The following is a 5,266-nucleotide window of genomic DNA, read 5'->3' as shown; positions in this document are numbered from 1 at the left end:
GCTCCAGGACCGTGCCGGCGTCACCCGCATAGGTGACGATCGAGATGGTGTCGTCGGCCTTCAGCTTGCTGACCAGCAGCCGAAAAGCCGATTTGAGCAGCGGCAGCTTGTCCGGCTCGTCCATCGAGCCCGAGACATCGATCAGGAAGACCAGATTGGCCTTCGGCTGCTCGGTCGGCTTGACGTCAAAACCCTTGATGGCGACATGCATCAGCCTGGTATGCGTGTTCCACGGCGTCGGCATGACGCTGACGGTCGAGTTGAATGGTGTCGAGGCCGACTCCGGACCCTTCCAGTCATAGGGGAAGTAGTTGATCATCTCCTCGACGCGAACAGTATCGACCTGCGGCAGGGTGCCCTGCTTCAGCGAGCTGCGCACGAAGGAATAGGAGGCTGTGTCGACGTCGATCGAGAAGGTCGAGACCGGATCCTCGAGTGCCGCATGCACCGGATTGGTCTTGAAATCCTCGATGCGGTCGCGGTTTTCCGGTTGCGGCTGCATCTGGTCGGCCGGCAAGGTCGACGGCTGCTGCGGCGCCATCAGCTTGGACTCGGCCGGCATGCGGGCCCGCGACGTACTGGGCGCACTTACGGCGCCATCCAATGCGAATTCGCCTGTCGGAGCCGGTGGCGCGGGCTCGGCCAGCACACCGCGCTCCAGCGCATTCTGTTGTGCCGCGCCGGAAGCAACGGTCGATTCGGATTTCTGCGGCGAGGCCGGCGCCACAAGCGCATCGGCCGCGTCGCGGTTTTCCACATCGGCGTCGGCCTTCTTGTCTTTCTCCAGCTCGCTGCGAGCCGGCTTCGGCTCGGCGGTCGTCGGCTTCACCGTCGCCGGCTTGTCGGCCAGCGTCTCGGTGATTTTCTCGTCGCCGCCGAATTTCGGCGGCTGTTCCCTCAGCATATCGAAGGTGGCGTATCCGGCGATCGGCAGGGCGACGAGCCCGGCAAGAACCGGCGTGGCAATGAGTTTCTTTTGCATGATCTCGCTCCAGAGCTTTTGTGCTCGCTCTGTGAGACGAAGCCCGCCGACCGATCCTTGGGTAACGGCAGAAATATTTTCCTGATCGTATGCGCGCAGAGCGGCTTCGAAAGCACGTGCCTTGGCATCCTTGGCGGGCGCCGGCGCTGCTATATCGCGCAGTCTGTTGAGTTCGTTGTCGTCAACCATGGTCACACTTCCCCGGCCGCGCGCATCAGCGTCTTCAGCCGTTTCTTCGCTTCATGGATGTGCCAGGAAACCGTCGTCTCCGAGATTGTCATCGCCTCGGCCGCGGCCGCATGGCTCAACCCTTCGCCATAGACCAGCAGCACCGCGTCGCGCTGCTTGTCCGGCAATCGCCGGACGGCCGCCCACAGCGCTTCGGCAGGGTCTTCCGGTTCGACCGACGCTTCGCCCGAGATCAGTGCATGGACGCCATAGGCCTCAGTCTTCACGGTCTCGCGGGCGGACTTTCTCATCACGTCGCGCGCGGCGTTCATCGTCACGGAATAGAGCCATGTGGTGAAGGCGCCGCCGCCGCGATAGTCGCGGATCGCTTTGCCCAGCCTGACGCAGACTTCCTGGGCGATGTCTTCGGCATCGGCCTTCCTGCCGCACCAGCGATAGGCGGCGCGATAGACGAAGTCATAGTGCCTTTCCAGCAATGTGCTGAAGGCCCTCCTGTCTCCGCCCTTCGCCCGCCCGATCAGTTCGGCGTCGGAGGCTTCGCTCTCATCCAGCATCATCGCCATCATTTGCCTGTTGGACGAAGGCTAATGGCTAATCCTTGGGGCAATGGAAAGATTTTTTTGGAAACCGCCGGATCGGGACCGCCAACACCCCCGCTTGACATATCCATATCTCGACAGTTATACGTAAATCAATAGCCACAAGGTTATCGATCCCGGATGACGAACGCTCACGATGTCCTCTTCAGAACGCTCTCCGATCCGACGCGTCGCGCGATCTTCGAGCGCCTGTGCCGGCAAGGCGAGCAGACGGTCGGCGCCCTGACGGCTCAGTCGGGGGTCTCTCAACCTGCGGTGTCGAAGCATCTCGGCGTGCTCAAGCAGGCCGGGCTGGTGCGCGATCGCCATCAAGGACGGCAGACCCATTATAGCGCCCAACTGGCAGCACTTTCCCCACTGACCGACTGGACGAACCAGATGAACGCGTTCTGGCAGAGCCGGTTCGACGATCTCGAAAATTTGCTCAAAAGAATGGACCAATGACCAACATTGCGATCGAAACGCGCTCTGTCATCGTCGAACGTGAGATCCCCTATCCGCCGGAAAAAATCTGGCGCGCGCTGACCCAACCGCATCTGATCGAGGAATGGCTGATGAAGAACGACTTCAGGCCAGTCGTGGACCACCGTTTCAAGCTGCGGAAGGAACCGCAACCTGACGTGAGCATCGTTGTGGACTGTCAGGTAACAGCCGTCGAGTTGAACAAGACACTGTCCTACACGTGGCAGGCCTATGGCCTTGAGAGTGTCGTCACCTGGACCCTCGTGCCGACCAGCACAGGCACCCGGTTGCGTATGGAACAGTCCGGCTTCCGGCCGGATCAGGAGCAGGCGTATCGGGGCGCGACGAGCGGGTGGCGGCAGTACTTTGCAAATCTGAGTCAGGTCCTGGCGCGGATAGATTGAAACTCGCAGGTGCGGATCGGTGGTCCGCACCTGTTGTTTTGACAGGAGGAACTATTGGACTGGAACAAGTGGGTTCGGCAAATGCATCGCTGGCTGTCGATCATCTTTGCGCTGACCGTCATCGCCAACTTCGCCACCATGGCATTCAGGCAGCCTCCCGCCTGGGTGGTCTACTCGCCGCTCCTGCCGCTCCTCCTGCTGCTGCTCAGCGGCCTGTACATGTTCGTGCTGCCCTATGCCGCCAAGGGACGCGGCGTGCAGCGTGCCGGCGGATAGGGAGTGGGGCAGAGTGGCCAGGACGCAGGGACAATCGACCGAGGCCAAGGCTGCGCCAGTGCTGCTCTCCGGCGGCAACCCGCAAATCGCCAAGGGCGACGGCGACGCCCCGGTGCAGGCCTATATCGCTGCGATGCCGGACTGGAAGCGCGGCCTGGGCGAGCGCCTCGACGCGCTCATCGTGGGCAACGTGCCTGACGTCCGCAAGGCCGTGCGATGGAACTCACCATTCTACGGCATCGAAGGCCAGGGCTGGTTCGCGAGTTTCCATGTATTCACCCACTATGTGGAGATGACCTTTTTCAGTGGCATCTCATTGCAACCGATCCCACCAGGCGGCACGGCCAAGAGCAAGGATGTGCGCTGGATCGACATCCGCGAAGACCGGTTCGAGGAGGCGCAAATGGCGGAATGGATCAAGCAGGCCGCCGCCCTGCCCGGCTGGACCCCGTAGCGGCCACAGACGCAAGAATACGACAGAGGAGAAAGAGCGATGAAGATCAAGCTGACCAGCGTGTATGTGGACAACCAGGAAAACGCATTGCGCTTCTACGCCGACGTGCTGGGCTTCACCAAGAAGGCCGATTTCAGCAACGGGCCCTATCGCTGGCTGACAGTGACCTCGGCTGAAGAGCCTGATGGAACCGAACTGCAGCTCGCGCTCAACGACAACCCGGCCGCCAAGGCCTATCAGGAAGCCATCTTCCAGCAGGGTCAGCCTGCGGTCATGTTCTTCACCGACGACGTCAGGGGCGACTACGAGCGCATCAAGGCGAAGGGTGGCGCGTTCACCATGCCGCCGACCGAGGTGACCGGTTCAACCATCGCCCAGCTGAACGACAGCTGCGGCAACCTCGTTCAGATTACCCAACTGGCGCGCTGGTGACAGGCAGCGGTTGAACGCGTCGACGCACAGGAGACACGCAAATGACCCCCTCGCAACAGATCGACCAGCTGATCGCCGGTCTCTCGGACTGGCGCGGCGAGACACTCGCCGACATCCGCAAGACCATCCTTGCAGCCGACCCGGACATCATCGAGGAGTGGAAGTGGATGGGCAGCCCGGTATGGTGCCTCGACGGCAACATCGTGGTCGGCAACGCCCACAAGGACAAGGTGAAGCTGACCTTTTCCCATGGCGCCAGCCTGCCGGATCCCGACAGGCTGTTCAACAATGGTTTTGGCGGCAAGGTGTGGCGGGCTATCGATGTGTTCAAGGGCGACACGCTCAATGAGAGCGCTTTGAAAGAGCTCGTCCGTGCCGCCATCGATTACAACAAGGCCAAAAAGAAGAAAAAGGCGCCGGCAGCTACTGGGGCGAAGCCACGGAAGTAAGTCTATGCTGCCTGGCCTGCCACCCAGCCCGACGACCATGCCCACTGGAAATTATAACCGCCCAGCCAACCCGTGACATCGACGACTTCGCCGATGAAAAACAGGCCCGGCACGGATTTCGCCTGCATCGTCTTCTGGTCCAGCCCGTTGGTGTCGACCCCGCCCAGTGTCACTTCGGCGGTGCGGTAGCCCTCAGAACCGGCAGGCTTGATGCGCCAGTCATTGACTGCGGCAGCTATGGTTTTGATCTGGGCGTCCGCAAGATCGGCGAGGTTGCCGTCGATGCCGGTTCGTTCGGCGATCGACTGCGCCAGCCGCTTCGGCAGGTGATTTGCCAGCACGGTCTGCACCGCCTGCCGCCCATTACCGCGCTTGGCACTACGAATGAGGTCCGCCACATCAACTCCCGGCAGCATGGCGATGCGGATTTCGTCGCCCTCGCGCCAATAGGACGAGATTTGCAGGATGGATGGTCCGCTGACGCCGCGATGCGTGAACAGCATCGCTTCGGAGAACTGCGTCTTGCCGCAGGCGACTTCCGCGTCGACGGCGTTGCCGGCCAGCGGCGCCAGCCGTTCGAGCGTGTTTGCGTCGAAGGTCAGCGGCACCAGCGCCGGCCGCGTTTCGACGATGGCAAGCCCAAACCGTTCGGCAAGCTCGTAGCCGAAACCGGTCGCCCCCATCTTGGGGATCGACTTGCCGCCGCAGGCCACGACCAGAGACTGGCAGCTAATCGTGCCCGTGGAGAGAGTGAGCACAAACCCCTCCACGATTTTGCGGACATCCTCAACGCTGGTCGACAGCACCAGTTCGGCGCCCTTGTCCTGCATTTCCGAGACCAGCATGTCGATGATCTGGCGTGCGGAGCCGTCGCAGAACAACTGCCCAAGCGTCTTTTCGTGATAGGCGATGCTGTGGCGTTCGACGAGGGCGATGAAATCGCGTTGCGTATAGCGGCTGAGCGCCGAAATGCAGAAATGCGGATTGCCCGACAGAAAATTCTTCGGGCTGGCATGGAT

At 61.6% G+C, this 5,266-nt stretch carries 9 protein-coding genes; 6 read left to right on the top strand and 3 right to left on the bottom strand.

The annotated features are described in order from the left end of the window. The coding region (locus EN914_RS23285; protein WP_127389285.1) for a von Willebrand factor type A domain-containing protein at positions 1 to 1,171 on the bottom strand (1,171 nt) is incomplete at its 3' end. Positions 1,172 to 1,173: 2 nt separating this feature from the next. Then, the gene (locus tag EN914_RS23280; RefSeq protein ID WP_013531188.1) at positions 1,174 to 1,734 is read right to left on the bottom strand and encodes an RNA polymerase sigma factor; all 561 of its coding nucleotides are present in this window, start codon (positions 1,732 to 1,734) and stop codon (positions 1,174 to 1,176) included. Positions 1,735 to 1,890: 156 nt separating this feature from the next. On the opposite strand from EN914_RS23280, the gene EN914_RS23275 reads away from it, so the two are divergent. The 6 genes from EN914_RS23275 to EN914_RS23250 are packed head-to-tail and all read left to right on the top strand — an operon-like array spanning position 1,891 to position 4,247. Further along, the gene (locus EN914_RS23275) at positions 1,891 to 2,214 is read left to right on the top strand and encodes a helix-turn-helix transcriptional regulator (protein ID WP_013531187.1); all 324 of its coding nucleotides are present in this window, start codon (positions 1,891 to 1,893) and stop codon (positions 2,212 to 2,214) included. After that, on the top strand, positions 2,211 to 2,636 hold the full coding sequence (locus tag EN914_RS23270; protein ID WP_024501302.1) for an SRPBCC domain-containing protein: 426 nt from the start codon (positions 2,211 to 2,213) through the stop codon (positions 2,634 to 2,636). The genes EN914_RS23275 and EN914_RS23270 overlap by 4 nt, the downstream gene beginning before the upstream one ends. 54 nt (positions 2,637 to 2,690) lie before the next feature. Next, positions 2,691 to 2,912: a hypothetical protein gene (locus tag EN914_RS23265; protein ID WP_013531185.1), complete on the top strand. Its 222-nt coding sequence runs from the start codon at positions 2,691 to 2,693 to the stop codon at positions 2,910 to 2,912. A 13-nt stretch (positions 2,913 to 2,925) separates the two neighbouring features. Then, positions 2,926 to 3,366, top strand: a complete 441-nt coding sequence (locus EN914_RS23260; RefSeq protein ID WP_024501303.1) for a DUF1801 domain-containing protein — start codon at positions 2,926 to 2,928, stop codon at positions 3,364 to 3,366. Positions 3,367 to 3,405: 39 nt separating this feature from the next. Next, entirely contained in the window at positions 3,406 to 3,798 is a 393-nt protein-coding gene (locus EN914_RS23255) for a VOC family protein (protein ID WP_024501304.1), read from the top strand. A gap of 41 nt (positions 3,799 to 3,839) precedes the next feature. Then, on the top strand, positions 3,840 to 4,247 hold the full coding sequence (locus EN914_RS23250; protein ID WP_024501305.1) for a DUF1801 domain-containing protein: 408 nt from the start codon (positions 3,840 to 3,842) through the stop codon (positions 4,245 to 4,247). A 2-nt stretch (positions 4,248 to 4,249) separates the two neighbouring features. On the opposite strand, the gene EN914_RS23245 is transcribed toward EN914_RS23250, so the two are convergent. Further along, a partial coding sequence (locus tag EN914_RS23245; RefSeq protein ID WP_164778865.1) for an NAD(P)/FAD-dependent oxidoreductase occupies positions 4,250 to 5,266 on the bottom strand: 1,017 nt, incomplete at its 5' end.

The sequence above is a fragment of the Mesorhizobium sp. M7A.F.Ca.CA.001.08.2.1 genome (genome assembly GCF_003998455.1).
Classification (GTDB): domain Bacteria; phylum Pseudomonadota; class Alphaproteobacteria; order Rhizobiales; family Rhizobiaceae; genus Mesorhizobium; species Mesorhizobium ciceri.
The sequence above is the reverse complement of the archived record's forward strand: the minus strand, read 5'-3'. Positions and strand labels throughout refer to the sequence as shown.

Coding starts and splice junctions, on each gene's coding strand:
- EN914_RS23275 (WP_013531187.1), top strand. CDS start 1,891: ATGACGAACGCTCACGATGTCCTCTTCAGAACGCTCTCCGATCCGACG.
- EN914_RS23270 (WP_024501302.1), top strand. CDS start 2,211: ATGACCAACATTGCGATCGAAACGCGCTCTGTCATCGTCGAACGTGAG.
- EN914_RS23280 (WP_013531188.1), bottom strand. CDS start 1,734: ATGGCGATGATGCTGGATGAGAGCGAAGCCTCCGACGCCGAACTGATC.
- EN914_RS23250 (WP_024501305.1), top strand. CDS start 3,840: ATGACCCCCTCGCAACAGATCGACCAGCTGATCGCCGGTCTCTCGGAC.
- EN914_RS23255 (WP_024501304.1), top strand. CDS start 3,406: ATGAAGATCAAGCTGACCAGCGTGTATGTGGACAACCAGGAAAACGCA.